Here is a 14,462-nt window from a genome sequence, read left to right as displayed (position 1 = left end):
TCCGCTAGTCAGACCCGCTCTTCCTGCCCCATGAAATTCTTCACCTCAGCGATTAGCGCAGGGTAGATCATCGGGTATGTTACTTCATCGGGTATTTCTGCAAAGCCCTTAATTCCCTCCATTTCATATAGCGGGAGTTGTCCGAACTTATGAACGGCCGCCAGATAGAGTTTGCCGAAGCTCTCAGGTACTCCCTCACTGACAACCGAGTATATGCTGATAGGATATAACGTATATTCCTCCGCTCCAGTCTCCTCATACAGCTCTCTGGCCGCGGCTTCATCCGGGGATTCATTCGGCTCAATATGACCACCGGTCAAATTCCCACGTCGACCGTTCACTATGTTTTGCCATAACCCAATGCTCATCCTGTCTTACAACAATAACCACATACTTTAGAACGGTTTCATCTACACCTGTCTTATGCATCGTTACTTTCACTGGCTGTTGTCCCCTTTGTCTGAATAGCTGGAAGAACTCCCGGATAACTTCTCCCACTTCTCACGGGTCTTGTCTTCGCCTTTGTAGTAATCCACCTTGTCATCTGTTTGATATAGCTCTTCGTACGGCAAAATATTGATTTTCCCGGAATCAGGATACTCTGCAACATCTAATCCGTTATTCGTCCGCAGATCCAAGTACTTGCATGGTGCCTCTGTATGATTAAACAGCTGATGCGCTCCTTCCGGGCCCGTCTCAAAAAACACAACATCGCCTGTGCCCAGCTCCTCAATTCCTTTTGGCGTTCTAAGCAGTGCCTTCCCTTCCATGATCACAAAGATCTCTTCCGCATTTCTATGAAAATGATAAGGGTAAGAGTATTTCCCCGGATCCAGTGACCGGATATCAAAGAACAAATGCTTCGAGCCCACCACACTCGCCAGCTTCTCACTGGTATGCCAGGCAAATTCCGGTACAGGAGACTGCTTTTGCTTAAATAAAATATTATGTTCATTAAAAATCGTCGCCATTTCCGCTCACTCCCGCCTTAAATTCTTCCCACATAAGATAACATGGTTTCTGTATAGTTTTCCATAATTTCCATCCCTCTAAATCCACCTTGAAACCACAATTTATCCTTCCACGAAAAAAATATTGCGCTCACCTGACATCCTGTGGTATTATAAATTTCGTTGCAGGACGGTAGCTCAGCGGGAGAGCACTATCTTGACAGGGTAGGGGTCATGGGTTCGAACCCCATCCGTCCTATACAGAGAAAGCCTTGTATATCAAGGCTTTTTTCTTTTTCTCTGACTAATACAAACACAGTATTAATGGTGTTGGTGCCGATTTGGTGCCCTGTACTATACTAAGGTAAAAGCTGGTGCCATCTTCGGCACCAGCTTTTTTATCCTTCTAACCATTTCATACTTCCTCTACCCTCTATATCAATCTTACAGATCATGCTATAATCCCCAAAAAAAGAGGTGATACCGATGAAATTTATAATCGTTATTTTAATTCTCTTGTTTTTGTTTGGTTTCTTCAAAAAGAAGAAGTAATTTAAAGAACCTTTGGTTTTGAGGGATAGTTCTACTCCCTGGTATCGTCGTACTGTGACGTAATATTTAAACAAAATCGCTTTCTTTTATTCGAACATTCATTCGTATATAATTAATTCACACCAACTAAAGGAGACCAAATTAGTGAACTCAATTGATTTAATTCTTTTAAATTTCAATGAAGTACGAAGAAGAAGTATTAAAGTTTGGACTTCTATTCCCCAAGAAAAACTATTATGGAAACCCGATAACGAAGCAATGACTTGTATAGAGATGATTAGGCATGTTCTAGAAAGTGAATATTATTATCATCTAGCTATCCAAAATCGAGGCAGTCTGGTAGTATTTGATTCTCCTTTCGAAAAACAACCTTTTTCTACCGTAAATGCGGAATTGAAATTTGCAGAACCCTTTAGAAATCACTTCTTAGAAACTATTAAGTCATTTTCTGAAGAAGATTTAACAAGTATTAAAATTGATCGTTCTGATTCAGGTTATATACGAAGTTTGGGGGACATGTTGTTAAGAGTCGCCTATCATGAATCAGTCCATACCGGCCAATTGCTGGATTACTTAAGAACGGCAAGGATTCCAAGAGTACGTGTCTGGGATTAACCTATCTCACAGGTGTAATCACTTAGGTGATACGCCTTTTCTTTTTTAATTACTACGCATTTTGCGTCTACTGTGCCACTATCTTACTCTTGTGACTCAGCTGTGTGATAGCGTTACCAAAAAAACTTTTTAACGCTTCCCCTTGCTAAAGTCACTTTTTTTGAAATACCTATGAGTGCAAATCTTGTGGTACAATTCACGTATCAGAACACTGATTGTGGAGGATTAATATGAAAAAAGTTGAAGCAATTATTCGCCCCGAGAAACTAAGAGAAGTGATCGATGCACTCCGTACGATTCAAGTCACCGGATTCACAGTGACCCAGGCCCAAGGACGCGGACAGCAAAAAAACACAACCGGAGTGTACAGAGGGAAATCGTATACCGTCAATTTGCACCATAAAATAAAGCTAGAAATCGTTGTTTCCGACCATAAAGTCGAAGAAACAATTAAGACCATTATTGCTACCGCCCAGACCGGAGAAATGGGAGACGGCAAAATTTTCGTGCTGCCCCTCCTTGAAATGTACAACATCCGAACTGGCGAAACCGATGATACGATCGACGAGTTAAAATAACCCATATGTTAAAAAGTGCAAATGACCAGACGGTTTTAACCGAAATCTATGTAAGCTAACATAACATTTGAAGTTGACATTCCCCACACTCTCCTTATATCATTACTATGTTGTAAAAGTGACAGGGAGGGTAACATCATGAACGCCGGAACGGATATGGCATTAAATACGGTTTGGGTAGTGCTTGCTGCTGCTATGGTTTTGTTTATGGAGGGCGGCTTTAGCCTGCTCGAAGCAGGTTTTGTGCGGACGAAGAACGCGGTGAATGTCACCATGAAGATTTTTGTGGATCTTACAGTCGGTGTTCTGGCATTTTTCCTAATTGGCTTTGGGATTATGTTCGGAAAAGATTTTGGCGGAATCATTAGCTTTAATTTTTGGGGAGCTTCCCAGTCTCTACCTATAGATTTAAATCTCCCATTATCAGCTTACGTATTATTTCAGATCGGCTTCGCCATCGCAGCCATCTCGATTATCTCCGGTGCGGTAGCTGAACGAATGTCCTTTAAAGCTTATATCCTTATCGCCTTTTTTGTGGCAGCGATTCTGTATCCGGTCTCCGGACACTGGGTCTGGAACCCGGACGGCTGGCTTGCCGGACTTGGAATGAAGGATTTCGCCGGGTCGGCCGCCATACATGCACTTGGAGGAGCAGCCGCATTGGCCTTCGCCAAAGTTCTGGGCCCGCGCCGCGGAAGATTCAACACCGACGGCAGTGTGAACGTGTTTGCACCGAGTAATATTCCGCTGGCATCGGCAGGAACCTTTATTCTCTGGTTTGGCTGGTTTGGCTTCAATGCCGGAAGCACCTTGAATGCTGCGGATCTCAATCTCTCCGTTATAGCATTGAACACTATGCTGGCTGCTGCAGCCGGAGGAACTTCCGCTATGGTCTACACGATGTTCCGTTTTGGCAAGGCAGATCCCAGTATGACCATGAACGGCGCACTGGCCGGTCTCGTCGCAATTACAGCAGGCTGCGCGTTTGTAACTCCCTACTCTGCGATTCTCATTGGCCTTATTGCCGGTATACTGGTGATTTGGGGAACACTTGCCATCGATAAGCTGCAGGTGGATGACCCTGTCGGAGCGGTTGCGGTACACGGAGTTAACGGAGCATTTGGTACGATAGCTGTGGGGCTTTTTGATCAGCAGGAAGGCTTGTTCACCACAGGACAGTTTCACCAGCTGGGTGTTCAGCTGCTAGGTGTGGCCGTGGTCATGGTATGGGGATTTGTAATGAGCTATGCTGCGGCCAAGCTGATTCAGAAAACCGTTGGTCTGCGGGTCCATGCCTCTGAAGAAGAAGAAGGTTTGGACATGGCTATGCACGGTATCCCTGCATATAATGAGCTGGAACGGTTCAGCGATCAGCCTGGTCTGGATGAAGCTTTGCTCCTTAGAACCGGTTCAGAAGATTAGAAAGCACAATTAAGAAACCTCACTTTAGTAAATGGGTACAGGCAACCATTTCTAAAGCGAGGTTTCTTTTTGTTATGTGGGTGACAGTGTCAATGTGGTTCAAGATAAGCGCTTAGCTGTATGGCTCAGGCTCTTTACCACCACTCCCTCTGTCTCCAATAAACTGCGGATGGACGATGCAAATTTTACGGCGTGTGGAGAGTCACCATGCAGGCAGATTGTCTCCGCGAATATAGCTATATTCTCTCCCTGCGTAGTGCGCACCTTACCTTCCGTTACCATCTGCTGGACCTGCTGCAATGACTGTTGTTCATCCGTGATCAGCGCACCTGGATCGCTTCTGGGCGTTAACGATCCGTCAGGCCGATACGTGCGGTCGGCGAATACCTCACTGGCGCTGCGCAGCCCAGTCTTCTTGGCCGCCCGGATCAGTTCGCTTTCGGCCAGACCGACTAGAATAAGCTCCGGATCAATCCGGTACACGGCCTCAGCAATCGCCTCCGCCAGCCCTGCGGAAACAGCGGCCATATTATAAAGTGCGCCATGCGGCTTAACATGCCGAAGCACCGCCCCTTCCGCCCGTACAAACCCCCATAGCGCCCCCACCTGATAAATGGTAATCTCATAGGCTTCCCGGGGGGAGAGCTTCATCTCCCTGCGCCCGAAGCCGACCAGATCCTGCAGGCCCGGATGAGCACCCACAGCCACCTGATGTTCAAGCGCCAGCTTGACAGTACGTGACATGACCCCGGGATCTCCAGCATGAAATCCGCAAGCGATATTGGCTGAGGTAATTAATGGAAGGATTTTCTCATCGCGTCCCAAGCGGTAAGCCCCGAAGCTTTCGCCTAGATCGCAGTTTAAATCAACAACCTTCATCGGCTCTAACCCCCAGTATTTATGTATTTGCATTAATGCATTAAAATTGTCCGGCTTCAGCTTCTAATAATAGTGTTCCAGCACTAAGCGCAGCCGGCGCAGCTCCAATTCCTGCTGCAGTAGCTGCTCCTGGGCTTCCTGCAATGTGATCAGCCGGAACCGGACGGCGCTGCCGATCTTAGCTTGAGCAAGCAGCGGCAAATCAGCCGTAATCACCTGAGCCAGCTTCGGATAACCGCCGGTCGTCTGCCGGTCCGCCATCAGAATAATGGGGCTGCCACCGGTTGGAACCTGAACCGTTCCATAGGTCACAGCCGATGAGATCAGGCTCTGCTCCCGCACCAGATTCAGACTGCTGCCTGACAACCGATAGCCCATACGGTCTGATTGGGGGAGGATCGTAAAGGGCTCTGAGAGAAACCGCTCCCGGCTCTCCTCACGGAATGAGTGGAATTCTTCCCCTGCGATGACTCGCAGAACAGGGATTTCATTATATGAAGGAATCAGGCTGTAGGCGGGAAACCAGCGGCTCACAGATAAACTCTCCGGTCCGTTTATCTTGGTCAGCATCTCTGTCCAGACTTCTCCCCTTAGCGTGGGGGTTCCTACAGGTAATACATCCCCGGAGCGCAATGCCCTGCCCTGATGGCCGCCGATTCCTGCACGCAGGTAGGTTGAGCGGCTGTTCAGCTGAACCGGGACCGCTATGCCTCCGGCTACCGCCAGGTAGGCCCTGCAGCCGCGTGACAGGCGACCGAAATGCAGCCGGGCTCCCTTGGGCGCATATACCGTCCGCCAGAGCGGCAGCGGGTGCTCATCCAGCATTGGTGATAATCCCCCGCCGCAGATGGAAATCAAGGACGGCTCCGCGAAGGTGATTTCCGGCCCGGTTACCGTCATTTCCAGCCCCGCCTCCCATTCATCATTGCCCACCAGCAGATTGGCCATGCGCAGGGCATAGCTGTCCATCGCACCGCCGGCAATAATACCATACTGCTGATATCCGTACCTTCCAAGGTCTTGGACGGTAGTTAACAGGCCCGGCGTCATAATCAGCAGGCTCATGGCAAATCCTCCCCCCACTCCATGAACTCACGCCGGGAAATGGGATAGAACCTGACCGTGTCTCCTGCTTGAAGCAGTGTAGGCGGTACTGACTCCGGCTTGAAAAGGGAGAGCGGCATTCTGCCGATTAGCTGCCAGCCGCCCGGGGTTTCGAGCGGATAGACACCTGTCTGGTCACCGGCAATGCCCACCGAGCCTGCAGGAATGGCCACTCTCGGCGATAGTCTGCGCGGTGTAGAGATTGAAGAAGGCAGACCGCCCAGATAGGGGAACCCCGGGGCAAAACCCAGCATATATACCAGATATTCGGCAGAAGAATGGATATCGATCACTTGCTGAGGCAAGAGCCCATTATGCTCAGCGACAAATTCCAGATCCGGACCGGCCTCCCCTCCATAATATACGGGAATTCTGACCGTTCTCGGCTGGGGAGGTGGCTCATCATCTATATGACTTAGCATCATCTCAAGGAGTGCAGCTACAACCGGGAACGGATAATACTCCCCGCCTGGACGGATATATCCCGGATACGCCTTAAGGACTGCCAGTCCATCATAATAGACGGCTATTGAGGTAAAAGAAGGCACCAGCTCCGCCATGCCTGTAAACGGATGGTGCTCCAGATAACTGCATAAAGCCCTGACCCGGTAGTGAATTTGCAGACTGATGGAGTCTCCAAGAATTACAACAGCCGCCGAGTCACCGAGCGGAACAATGCGGGCAGAGCCGGGATTGCCGGGGATGTTGGGCATAAACTCCCTGCCGTCTGTTGTCTCCCCCATATCCAGCGCCCCCTTTTCAAAGTTAATTATGCTTATTATACTGTATTTCTGCTCGCCTTACGCCAGCACCCGCAATACATCCTCAATTTTACGCTGATGAGACAGCACGCCGTAATTCATCCACGCCATGAAATCTACTTCATAGACGCAGCGGCTTTGTACAGCAGGAAGACTGCGCCAAAGTGCTGTATCCAGAAGCTCCCGCCCCTCACCTGCCTGCCGGTCAAAGGTAATAAATAAATGATCCGCAGTCAGCTGTGACAAGGCTTCACTCGTAAGACTTACAAGCTTCTGGCCTCGGCTAAGTTGCCGGACAAGCGGGTGCGGCTGGAGCCCCAGGTCACGGTGCAGCACACCTCCCGTATAACCCAGTTCGTCACATCCGTACAGCTTCACTCCGCTGGAAGAGATCCGCAGAAAAGCTACAGTCTGTCCTCGTACAGAGCGGCTCAGAATCCTTTTTGCGGTAAGCGCCTGCTGCTCATAATTGTCGATAACTTCCTGCACCCGTCCAGTTCTGCCAAAGATCGCTGCTGCAGAGCGCAGGGTGGCACGCCAATCCTCCTGATGAAAAGGAAGCTTGAACAGCGGCGCGACCAGGCGGGACTCCTCAAGATGCCAGCGCTGAAAACCGTCATCCAGCATGATCAGCTCAGGTGAGTAACGGGAGAGCTCCTGCCAGTCACCGGATGAGATATCAAACACAGGAACCTCATGTAGACCAAGATAGTCCTGCTTGCCCCACTTCGGATGAGTATATTGCGCCACCGGCGTAATTCCAAGCGCCAGCAGATAATCCTCCAGAAAGGGTGCGAATATACGTACACCCTCCTGATGTAGGCTTCTATACTGGCCGGGTGTAACGCCAACTGTCCCTTTAAAACGCCTGTTAAAATAATATTCATTACTGTAGCCCACTGCCAGCGCAATATCATGCAGGCGGTTTTTGGTGAGCAGCAGCTGCTGCTGTGCCCGTTCTATACGGAGGCCATTCAAATATTCCAGGGGGATTTGCCCCGTCTGCTCTTTGAACAGCTGTGTATAGCGCCCACGGGAAATGCCGGCAATCTCTGCCAGATGGTCGACGTTCATCGTTTCATTGAAATGCTCTTGCATATGCTGAATGGAACGCTGAACCGCTTCACGATCATCCTCTGTATCCGGTACAGCGGGATTTGCACGCATGATTAACAGCAGCAGCTCCTGAAAACGGCTGTGTCCCGCAAACCATTCGATATCCTCCGCACTTCTGCAGCTCTTATGAATAGATTCCAGCATCAGAATGCATTGGGCAAAAGGCCTGCAGCTTACATGCCCCGGGCGGAGCATACCTTCCTTGGGCAGCTTGTTCACACTAATATGCTTATGTTCTCCTGTAAGGATTATTTCAAAGCAAAGCCGGTAATAGCTCAGTCCATGCTCAACCGCTTGGATTCTGTTCATAGAGCCAGCTTCAAACAGAAATCCCGTCCCCTTCTCCAGTGGATACCGTCCCTCCTCTGCTTCAACCCAGCCCTGCCCTTCCGTTACAACGATTAGGGTTAGCGCCGGAAACACTGAAGCCTGTTTGCTTCCAAATAGGGACTGCGTTGCTATATCTATACTGTTAAGACTATAAAATAGCTTTTTATATATGCTCTGGTTCCTAGTCCCTCCCATTATCCCCCTCCTAATTGAGAATCGTTTTCACTAATCTAGTGTAAAACAAAAAAGAAGGTCTATCAACCTGCTGATAGACCTTCATAAGTATTATATTCCAACCGTTGCAGCCGCTTTATTTCACCATAGCCTCCAGCAGATCATCAAGCTTCATCGAATTGGCCGTGATGGCTCCGGACTGCCAATGGGAACGTTCCATTTTATAAATATTCCCGTTCTTCACTGCAGGGATATTCTTCCACAGCGGACCATCAAGAATGCTGAGTGCCTCCTGATTCTCTGGTGTGTCCCAGCCTCCGTTGTCCGGGAATACGATGAGGTGGTCGGCACCCAGTTCCGGAATAACCTCCTGCGAGATAAGCGCTTGGAATTCTGTCATTTCAGCAGCCATTTGAATCGGCGTGAGTCCAAACTGGTCAAAGAGTACACCTGTGAAGCGGTTTTTAATACCAAATAAGGCAAAGGTCTTATCGGCTACATTGAGTCTGATGACCGCAACCTTCTCCTGCCCCACTGCCGTCTGCAGCTTGGCTTTTCCATCCGCTACCTTTTGATCGTACTCAGCAAGCACACTCTCCGCTTTTTCCGGAATACCCAGAGCATCTGCAATTGCTGTAAGGATCTTTCTCGAGTCTTGCAGAACACTCTCCGGCAGACGGTAGGTTGGCGCTAATTTGGAATATTGTTCATATTTCGCCGCATCTACGCCGCCGTCTGTAATGATCAAGTCCGGATTTTTATCCAGTAGGGCTTCTATGCTGCCGGTAATATCAAATTCAGGAACGTCCAGTCCCAGATAATCCTGCTTGCCCCAAGTTGGAGTGTACCACTGCACAATAGGCGTTACTCCCAGCGCCTTCAGATAGTCCTCCACATATAAACCAACCACCCGCTTCGGGTGTGCGGGAATTTCAACGTCGCCGAACTCTCCGGCAATCATGCGGGTCTCACCCTCAACTGTAGTATTGCTGTTCGTTGCAGCCGGTGCATTGCTGTTTACTGCCGCTGTCTCTGCCGCATTCTCTGTTTGTGCGGGATTTCCGCTGGCTGCATTATTATTCGTTCCGCAGGCTGCCATCGCAGCCATTGCCAGCATGAGCATAGCTGTACAGACTAATTTCCGCCCCCATCTTGCCATTGGTCACTTCACTCCCGTTTTCGCTGTGATTGATTATCATTCTCAATAATCTCAATTTCAATATTAGCATGTCTTCCCAGGCTTTCAATGCACATTCTCCGTAAATTTCTTATACAAACTCTAAGAATCTTCTCGTATTCATTGAAAGGCAGGATAGTTAGAAGCGTTTGTTGAATGAATGTAATATATAGAAAGGAATGAGTGGATAATGAATCAGTCACCGAAGCACATTGTAGTCGCAGCAGCTGTTGTACTGAATGAAGACAATGATATTTTACTTCTTAACGGGCCAAAAAGAGGATGGGAAATTCCGGGGGGACGGGTTGAAGAAGGTGAATCTATATCATCAGCAGTAATACGCGAAACAAAAGAAGAAACAGGTATTGATATCGAAATCTTAAGATTTTGCGGTATCTTCCAAAATGTAAAGGAATCCGTCATTAGCAATATATTTTTAGCCAGAGCCATTGGTGGTGAGTTTAGAACATCCAGTGAAAGTTATGAACTAGGGTATTTTAATATAGATGAGGCACTCATTAAGGTGAACTGGGACAGCATCAAGGAGCAGATTGTGCATTGCCTGAGTCAAAAGGATTCCTATCTGATTGAATTTAATCACTAAACGTGAATCCCCGGTGAGTCCGTTCAGATTCCTGTCAGCCCCGGGATACAATCTCGCACGCTCCATCCTCACAGCAGTAATAAACCGCAGCCTCCACTCTCCCGTCCGAAACCGAACAAAATCCGGGCAATCCGCCTAAATGATGGACCCGGCCTCTGGATACAATAAGCGGGCCACTTAATTGCAGCGCTGCTTCTCTTGTTTCCGCATCGATTGGTTTAACTAACATTCCTTGCCCTTCCTTCCACCCCGTAAATTTAACTGCTGCTATATTTGTAACCCGGATCCGCTCCGCCCGCAAGGCAAAATTCTTCATTCTGACAATTGATTTCTCCAGGGTTTTCATTTACAATAGGCTCATAAACGCGCGTTTACAATTAGAAACAGATATTCCGTTCTTAAGCGGACGGCATCAGTTTCAGCAAGAAATATAAGGATGATTATAACTTATACCTTATTAATCCTTATGTTTTGGAAAAGGGGGCAATATGCGCAGCGAAGATATAGCCAAGCTCGCAGGGGTGTCCCGAAGCACGGTATCCCGCGTGATCAACAATTATTCCAACGTCCCTGAAGAGACACGTGCCAAGGTACTGAAGGTCATTGAACAGCACCAGTACGAGCCTAACAGCTTTGCAAGGGCGCTGGCCGGCAAGAAGACCGATACGATCGGCCTTTTCGCCATCAGCATGAACGAGAAGGAGAATACGACCCGGATCTATCAGAACAATTACTTCGCACCTTTCGTCGATGCCGTAGTCGACACGGCGAATGCCCGCGGCTGTTATGTGCTGATCCACACCGTATATTCCCCCGATGATTTCCTGAAGGTGAAGCAGGCTTTCCTGCAGAAACGGATTGACGGCGGTATCATCGTCGGCACCCAGAAGGATATTGATATCGTGCGGGAAATGGTGAGTCTTGACTCCCCTCTTGTGCTGATTGATTATGATATTTCGGAGATTATGTCGGAGCACCTGGACCGCAATCATCTGGCCATCGTCAATTCCAAGGATTATGAGGGTACAGTCGAAGCGATTGAGTATCTGATCAGCCTTGGCCATGAAGAAATCGGCATGATCTGCGGACGAATGAACACCTACTCCGGACGGGAACGGTTCATGGCCTACGAGGATACGCTGAAGCGACACGGGCTGGCTCTGAACAAACAGTTTATCCTCCGGGGTGACTTTCTAAAGGAGACGGCTTATGAAGAAGTTAAGAAGCTGCTGAGTAGCGGCAGTCCGTTGCCAACCGCCTTCTTCTCTTCCAATGACGACATGGCTATCTCCGCAATGGAAGCGTTCACCGAACATGGAATCTCCGTACCGGAAGACATGTCCATTGCCGGATTCGATGATGTGCAGCTGGCTGCCCGCATCAATCCGAAGCTGACCTCCGTGCGGCTGCCGATTTACGAAATGTCCAAGGCTGCTGTAGAGAAAGTTATCGAGCTGTGTGATTCCCGGCAGCCGACCTTCAGCACCATCAGTTTTCCGGCCCGGCTGGTCGAAAGAGATTCGTGCCAGCCGCCGAAGTCATCTATTCAATAAACCCGAGAAACTCCCTTTGCCCCGAGGGAATTTTTTCTCACCATCGTAAACGCGCGTTCACAATTGAAAGGAGACTTTCCTCTAATGAAATTCGGAACTTTTGACGACACTCGTAAAGAGTATGTAATTAACACTCCTAAAACACCTTACCCATGGATTAACTACCTCGGTAATGAGCAATTTTTCGGCCTGATCTCTAATACTGCCGGTGGTTACACCTTCTACCGCGATGCCCGCATGAGAAGACTTACCCGTTACCGGTATAACAATATTCCGCTGGATACAGGCGGACGCTACTACTATCTGTATGACGACGGCGATTTCTGGACCCCGGGCTGGATGCCGGTTAAACGCGATCTTGATTTCTACGAATGCCGCCATGGTCTGGGTTACACTTCCATTACTGGCGAACGTAACGGGATCTCCGTAAATCAGCTGGCTTTTGTACCAATGGGCCATAATGCTGAAGTACACCGCCTTGTTGTGAAGAACACCGGCTCCGCGAAAAAGACAGTTAAGCTGTTCTCTTTTGCCGAATTCTGTCTGTGGAATGCCAATGATGATATGACCAACTTCCAGCGCAACCTGAGCACTGGTGAAGTTGAAGTGAAGGATTCTGTTATCTATCACAAAACGGAATACCGCGAGCGCAGAAACCACTACGCTTTCTATTCTGTAAATAAAGAAATCGCCGGCTTTGATACCGACCGCGAATCCTTCGTGGGTATGTACAATGGCCTGGACGCTCCACAGGCTGTAGCAGCAGGTGAAGCAACCAACTCCGTAGCAAGCGGCTGGTCGCCAATCGGCTCCCACGCTCTGGAAATCACGCTGGAACCAGGCGAAGAGCAAAGCTTCATCTTCGTACTCGGCTACATCGAGAACCCGGAAGATGAGAAATGGGAATCCCTGAATGTCATCAACAAAAAACCGGCGCTGGCTGTTATTGAACAGTTCGCTACAGATGCTCAAGTAGATGCTGCCCTGGCGGTACTTGCTGCACACTGGGATAACCTGCTGTCCAAATACCAGATTCAAAGCGGTGATGACAAGCTTAACCGTATGGTTAACATCTGGAATCCGTACCAATGTATGGTTACCTTCAACATGTCCCGTTCCGCTTCCTACTTCGAATCCGGGATTGGCCGCGGTATGGGCTTCCGCGATTCCAACCAGGACTTGCTCGGCTTCGTACACCAGATTCCTGAACGTGCCAGAGAACGTATTCTCGATATTGCCGCTACCCAGTTCCCTGACGGCAGTGCGTATCACCAGTACCAGCCGCTCACTAAGAAGGGCAACAACGAAGTCGGTTCCGGCTTCAATGATGATCCGCTTTGGCTGATCTCAGGAACAGCTGCCTACATCAAGGAAACCGGAGATTATTCGATTCTCGATGAACAGGTTCCTTTCGACAGCGATCCTAATAACACCGCTACTCTATTCGAGCACTTGAAACGCTCCTTCGAGCATGTAACGAACAACCTCGGACCTCATGGCCTGCCGCTGATCGGACGCGCAGACTGGAATGACTGTCTGAATCTGAACTGCTTCTCCACCGAGCCGGGCGAATCGTTCCAGACAACCGAGAACATTGCAGGCGGCGTTGCGGAATCCGTATTCATCGCAGGTCTGTTCGTCTTCGTTGGACCGGACTATGCAGAAATCTGCCGTATGCGCGGTCTTGATGATGTGGCTGCAGATGCTGTTGCGAAGATCGACAACATGCGTGAAATTACGCTGACACACGGCTTCGACGGCGACTGGTTCCTGCGCGCTTATGACCACTACGGCGATAAGATCGGCAGCAAGGAAAACGAAGAAGGCCAGATCTTCATCGAACCGCAAGGTATGTGCGTAATGGCAGGTATCGGTGTAGAAGAAGGTCAAGCTGCAAAAGCCCTGACTTCCGTGCAGGAACGTCTGGATACTGAATACGGTATCGTATTGCAGCAGCCTCCGTACTCCAAGTACTATCTGAACCTGGGTGAAATTTCTACGTACCCTCCGGGCTACAAAGAAAATGCCGGTATTTTCTGCCACAACAACCCATGGATCATGATTGCTGAAACCGTGCTCGGCCATGGTGACAGAGCGTTCGAAATCTATAAAAAGATCGCTCCGGCTTATCTGGAAGACATCAGTGAAGTACACCGTATGGAGCCATACGTGTATTCGCAGATGATCGCAGGTAAAGATGCCGTACGTCATGGTGAAGCTAAGAACTCCTGGCTGACTGGTACAGCTGCATGGAACTATGTAGCTATTACCCAATCCATTCTCGGTATCCAGGCTGACTTTGCCGGTCTGAAAGTAGATCCTTGTATCCCTGCTGAGTGGGACGGCTTCGAAATCACCCGCGTCTTCCGGGGAGACACTTATGTCATCAGCATCCAGAACCCGAACCATGTATCCAAGGGTGTTGCCAGCCTGACACTTGACGGCACAGCTGTTGAAGGCAACATCATTGCCCCTGTTGGTGATGGTGCTGTTCACCAAGTGGTTGTAGTTCTTGGTTAAGCAGTTATACGGGCGGAACTCACACCTGAGCTAATAATTCCACAACAAACAACCCGGATGTCCGCTGAGGCGGTACAACCGGGTTGTTTATTGTTGTGCTACCTGAACTTGTAAGCCAAAACTTCCC

At 49.0% G+C, this 14,462-nt stretch carries 14 protein-coding genes and 1 tRNA gene; 7 read left to right on the top strand and 8 right to left on the bottom strand.

Annotated elements, in window-relative coordinates:
* Positions 1 to 8 precede the first annotated feature (8 nt).
* Together L6H70_RS01425 and L6H70_RS01420 are read right to left on the bottom strand one after the other, a co-directional pair.
* Positions 9 to 341, bottom strand: a complete 333-nt coding sequence (locus tag L6H70_RS01425) for an NUDIX domain-containing protein (RefSeq protein ID WP_236328999.1) — start codon at positions 339 to 341, stop codon at positions 9 to 11.
* Positions 342 to 437: 96 nt separating this feature from the next.
* Complete coding sequence (locus L6H70_RS01420; protein WP_236328991.1) at positions 438 to 971, bottom strand: cupin domain-containing protein; 534 nt, start codon at positions 969 to 971, stop codon at positions 438 to 440.
* A gap of 166 nt (positions 972 to 1,137) precedes the next feature.
* Here L6H70_RS01420 and L6H70_RS01415 point away from each other — a divergent pair.
* From L6H70_RS01415 to L6H70_RS01400, 4 genes are all read left to right on the top strand, one after another.
* Positions 1,138 to 1,209: transfer RNA gene (locus L6H70_RS01415), tRNA-Val, on the top strand.
* 437 nt (positions 1,210 to 1,646) lie between these two features.
* Positions 1,647 to 2,117, top strand: a complete 471-nt coding sequence (locus tag L6H70_RS01410) for a DinB family protein (RefSeq protein ID WP_236328989.1) — start codon at positions 1,647 to 1,649, stop codon at positions 2,115 to 2,117.
* A 230-nt stretch (positions 2,118 to 2,347) separates the two neighbouring features.
* The gene (locus L6H70_RS01405) at positions 2,348 to 2,695 is read left to right on the top strand and encodes a P-II family nitrogen regulator (RefSeq protein WP_054940182.1); all 348 of its coding nucleotides are present in this window, start codon (positions 2,348 to 2,350) and stop codon (positions 2,693 to 2,695) included.
* 138 nt (positions 2,696 to 2,833) lie between these two features.
* A complete protein-coding gene (locus tag L6H70_RS01400) occupies positions 2,834 to 4,117 on the top strand; it encodes an ammonium transporter (protein ID WP_236328987.1) in 1,284 nt (427 codons plus the stop codon).
* 99 nt (positions 4,118 to 4,216) lie between these two features.
* Here the strand turns inward: L6H70_RS01400 and L6H70_RS01395 are convergent, their stop codons facing one another.
* From L6H70_RS01395 to L6H70_RS01375, 5 genes are all read right to left on the bottom strand, one after another.
* Positions 4,217 to 4,996, bottom strand: coding sequence for a LamB/YcsF family protein (locus L6H70_RS01395; protein WP_236333056.1), 780 nt, complete (start codon positions 4,994 to 4,996; stop codon positions 4,217 to 4,219).
* A 63-nt stretch (positions 4,997 to 5,059) separates the two neighbouring features.
* Positions 5,060 to 6,061, bottom strand: coding sequence for a 5-oxoprolinase subunit C family protein (locus L6H70_RS01390; protein WP_236328978.1), 1,002 nt, complete (start codon positions 6,059 to 6,061; stop codon positions 5,060 to 5,062).
* Complete coding sequence (pxpB, locus tag L6H70_RS01385) at positions 6,058 to 6,843, bottom strand: 5-oxoprolinase subunit PxpB (RefSeq protein ID WP_279306718.1); 786 nt, start codon at positions 6,841 to 6,843, stop codon at positions 6,058 to 6,060. The genes L6H70_RS01390 and pxpB overlap by 4 nt, the downstream gene beginning before the upstream one ends.
* A gap of 57 nt (positions 6,844 to 6,900) precedes the next feature.
* Entirely contained in the window at positions 6,901 to 8,502 is a 1,602-nt protein-coding gene (locus tag L6H70_RS01380; protein WP_236328976.1) for a helix-turn-helix domain-containing protein, read from the bottom strand.
* A gap of 115 nt (positions 8,503 to 8,617) precedes the next feature.
* Positions 8,618 to 9,640 (bottom strand): ABC transporter substrate-binding protein, encoded by a 1,023-nt coding sequence (locus L6H70_RS01375; RefSeq protein WP_236328974.1) that lies wholly within the window; start codon positions 9,638 to 9,640, stop codon positions 8,618 to 8,620.
* 208 nt (positions 9,641 to 9,848) lie between these two features.
* On the opposite strand from L6H70_RS01375, the gene L6H70_RS01370 reads away from it, so the two are divergent.
* Positions 9,849 to 10,262, top strand: coding sequence for an NUDIX hydrolase (locus L6H70_RS01370; RefSeq protein WP_236328965.1), 414 nt, complete (start codon positions 9,849 to 9,851; stop codon positions 10,260 to 10,262).
* A gap of 34 nt (positions 10,263 to 10,296) precedes the next feature.
* Here the strand turns inward: L6H70_RS01370 and L6H70_RS01365 are convergent, their stop codons facing one another.
* Positions 10,297 to 10,491 (bottom strand): hypothetical protein, encoded by a 195-nt coding sequence (locus L6H70_RS01365; RefSeq protein ID WP_236328961.1) that lies wholly within the window; start codon positions 10,489 to 10,491, stop codon positions 10,297 to 10,299.
* A gap of 259 nt (positions 10,492 to 10,750) precedes the next feature.
* Between L6H70_RS01365 and L6H70_RS01360 the strand changes: the two genes are divergently transcribed.
* Both L6H70_RS01360 and L6H70_RS01355 read left to right on the top strand, forming a co-directional pair.
* On the top strand, positions 10,751 to 11,815 hold the full coding sequence (locus L6H70_RS01360; protein ID WP_236328959.1) for a LacI family DNA-binding transcriptional regulator: 1,065 nt from the start codon (positions 10,751 to 10,753) through the stop codon (positions 11,813 to 11,815).
* An 84-nt stretch (positions 11,816 to 11,899) separates the two neighbouring features.
* Positions 11,900 to 14,335: a glycoside hydrolase family 94 protein gene (locus tag L6H70_RS01355; RefSeq protein WP_236328957.1), complete on the top strand. Its 2,436-nt coding sequence runs from the start codon at positions 11,900 to 11,902 to the stop codon at positions 14,333 to 14,335.
* Positions 14,336 to 14,462 lie beyond the last annotated feature (127 nt).

Origin of the sequence: Paenibacillus auburnensis, assembly GCF_927798115.1 — a bacterium.
Taxonomy (GTDB): domain Bacteria; phylum Bacillota; class Bacilli; order Paenibacillales; family Paenibacillaceae; genus Paenibacillus_AQ; species Paenibacillus_AQ auburnensis.
This window is presented reverse-complemented; position numbering and strand designations above follow the sequence as displayed.

Bases quoted from the DNA above. Each gene is read 5' to 3' on its own strand.
- L6H70_RS01420 (WP_236328991.1), bottom strand. From the start codon at position 971: ATGGCGACGATTTTTAATGAACATAATATTTTATTTAAGCAAAAGCAG.
- L6H70_RS01405 (WP_054940182.1), top strand. From the start codon at position 2,348: ATGAAAAAAGTTGAAGCAATTATTCGCCCCGAGAAACTAAGAGAAGTG.
- L6H70_RS01400 (WP_236328987.1), top strand. From the start codon at position 2,834: ATGAACGCCGGAACGGATATGGCATTAAATACGGTTTGGGTAGTGCTT.
- L6H70_RS01395 (WP_236333056.1), bottom strand. From the start codon at position 4,996: ATGAAGGTTGTTGATTTAAACTGCGATCTAGGCGAAAGCTTCGGGGCT.
- L6H70_RS01390 (WP_236328978.1), bottom strand. From the start codon at position 6,061: ATGAGCCTGCTGATTATGACGCCGGGCCTGTTAACTACCGTCCAAGAC.
- pxpB (WP_279306718.1), bottom strand. From the start codon at position 6,843: ATGGGGGAGACAACAGACGGCAGGGAGTTTATGCCCAACATCCCCGGC.
- L6H70_RS01380 (WP_236328976.1), bottom strand. From the start codon at position 8,502: ATGGGAGGGACTAGGAACCAGAGCATATATAAAAAGCTATTTTATAGT.
- L6H70_RS01375 (WP_236328974.1), bottom strand. From the start codon at position 9,640: ATGGCAAGATGGGGGCGGAAATTAGTCTGTACAGCTATGCTCATGCTG.
- L6H70_RS01370 (WP_236328965.1), top strand. From the start codon at position 9,849: ATGAATCAGTCACCGAAGCACATTGTAGTCGCAGCAGCTGTTGTACTG.
- L6H70_RS01365 (WP_236328961.1), bottom strand. From the start codon at position 10,491: ATGTTAGTTAAACCAATCGATGCGGAAACAAGAGAAGCAGCGCTGCAA.
- L6H70_RS01360 (WP_236328959.1), top strand. From the start codon at position 10,751: ATGCGCAGCGAAGATATAGCCAAGCTCGCAGGGGTGTCCCGAAGCACG.
- L6H70_RS01355 (WP_236328957.1), top strand. From the start codon at position 11,900: ATGAAATTCGGAACTTTTGACGACACTCGTAAAGAGTATGTAATTAAC.